At 57.5% G+C, this 1856-nt stretch carries 1 protein-coding gene and 1 pseudogene; both read left to right on the top strand.

What is annotated here, in order from left to right; genetic code table 11:
* A partial coding sequence (locus tag K9U38_RS21860; RefSeq protein WP_224496465.1) for a hypothetical protein occupies window positions 1–256 on the top strand: 256 nt, incomplete at its 5' end.
* Between the two features lie 729 nt (window positions 257–985).
* Window positions 986–1856 (top strand): annotated as a pseudogene (locus tag K9U38_RS21855) (hypothetical protein); the annotation flags it as partial.

Here is a 1856-nt window from a genome sequence, read left to right as displayed (position 1 = left end):
CGCAACGTCTCACGGCAGTAACGGTTCCTCGGCCGCGTGGCTGCAGTGGCCCTCTGAAGGCGTCGTGTACATGGAGCCACAGCATGACGGATATGCGCTCGCCTGCCATTTCGTTGCCAAGACCGGAAACCAGAAAACTGTTCTGTCCGCCCTGCCGTCCACGTCTGGTAACACAGCCGACGCTGTCGCAGGACAAACGAGGTTTCACTGGTTCCGTCGGCTGAGCGGGCCTTTCCAGTCAGGAGCATTCATTTGAGCGATGCGTCGGAGACAAGTTCGCCGCCTCGCCGATCTCGTTAATACTCGCCCTGATCTGTCTAGCCTCTTCAAACGCTTCGCTGATGAGATGTTGCAAAAGCCCGTATCCTGGTGCGGGTGACGTGCGGCAAACGCAAAAAAAAGGATTCTTTGTGGCAAGTGATCTTGGCACCATCAACGGCCACGGTCGCACCTTCAGAAGCTTGAAATTCCGCTGCCGGGAATGTGATATCGTCGACTGTGAAGTCGTGCCATTCGAAGACGACCCTGACCGGGTTCACAAGAAGCGGACCGTCTGGCGACTGACAATGCCTCCGCTGAACGAGATCTCAGTGCTGGCGTTCCATATCTTCAGGCCTGCAACGATATCGAGATTACCGCGGTCATTCTGCAACATTGAGTAGCCAGCGCCGAGAGCCCGGCGAAGGTTTGGGAGGCTAGGTCGACATTCCTGGCAACTATACCTCGCGGCGTGCAAATAGGGCGCGATCGCAAGGGTCCTGCCGTCCTTTTCGGTCTGCTTGAGCTCGCGTGCCATCGGCGACGTAATGTCGGCTGCGCACACGGGACTTGCTGCCGGTCGCCAGCGTTAGTGGACCAAGTTCCTGTGACAGGACGGTGCATTGAGCGTATGGTGTGAAACCACATGTCAGGGATTTGAATGCGCATTGCTGCAATTCGGGACTTGAGCGCAAAGGTGAGCGCCTGCTTGGCGTTAGGCCTTGCAATGCTGTACGTGACTATTACGTCTTCGCAAGCTCAGACCGTGGTAGCGCCGCCGCCTCCCGCAAGGCTTGAGGAACTGATCAAACTCCTGGATGATCCGGAAATCAAAGCGTGGATCAACACCAAGGGAACGACGCAACCCGCCGCAGAGGTACCTGCTGAACCAGGCGCGAGCGATTTCATGCCTTGGTCGAACACCATTCGTGCGCATCTGCGGAGAATCGCGCAAGCCATTCCAGCAGTCCCGGGTGAATTTGTCGGGGCACGCTCGACAATCATGACTGAAATCAGCGGGCATCGTCCGGGAGCAATCCTGGTGCTTTTCGTCACATTTGCGGCGCTGGGCTTTGGTGCCGAATTTGCCTTCCGGCGTTTAGTGAGCGGGGGCAGCCGGAATGTTGCTTCAGCCACGATGGAGGTAGGCACGCCAGCGCGGCACCACCTGATTGGCCGGACGATCTTTGCCGCTATCGCACCACTGATCGTTTTTACTTTTGCCAGCATCGGCGCTTTCCTCGCCTTTACCTGGCCGCCGCTGCTGGCTGCGATCATGTTGCCCATGCTGGTCGCGTTGATCGCGTGGCGCGTGATCATTCGAATGACCGCCATCCTGCTCGGCACTGATCGCCGGCAACTGAACGATGGCAACCACTCCACAGTTCGCCTGATTCCGATGGATGATGTGATGGCAGCCTTCTGGTATCGCCGGATTGCCTTGTTCACGGGTATCTTCTTTACCGGATGGGCGGTGGCCCGAGTTATGATCGCGCTTGATTTTACGCCCAGCGTCAGGAGCCTGATCGTTTACATAATTGGCCTTGGGCTTCTGGCTGTTGCAGTCGAAACCGTGTGGCATCGACCCGAAGCACCCA

It is taken from the genome of Phyllobacterium lublinensis (assembly GCF_020164435.1).
Taxonomy (GTDB): domain Bacteria; phylum Pseudomonadota; class Alphaproteobacteria; order Rhizobiales; family Rhizobiaceae; genus Phyllobacterium; species Phyllobacterium lublinensis.
The sequence above is the reverse complement of the archived record's forward strand: the minus strand, read 5'-3'. Positions and strand labels throughout refer to the sequence as shown.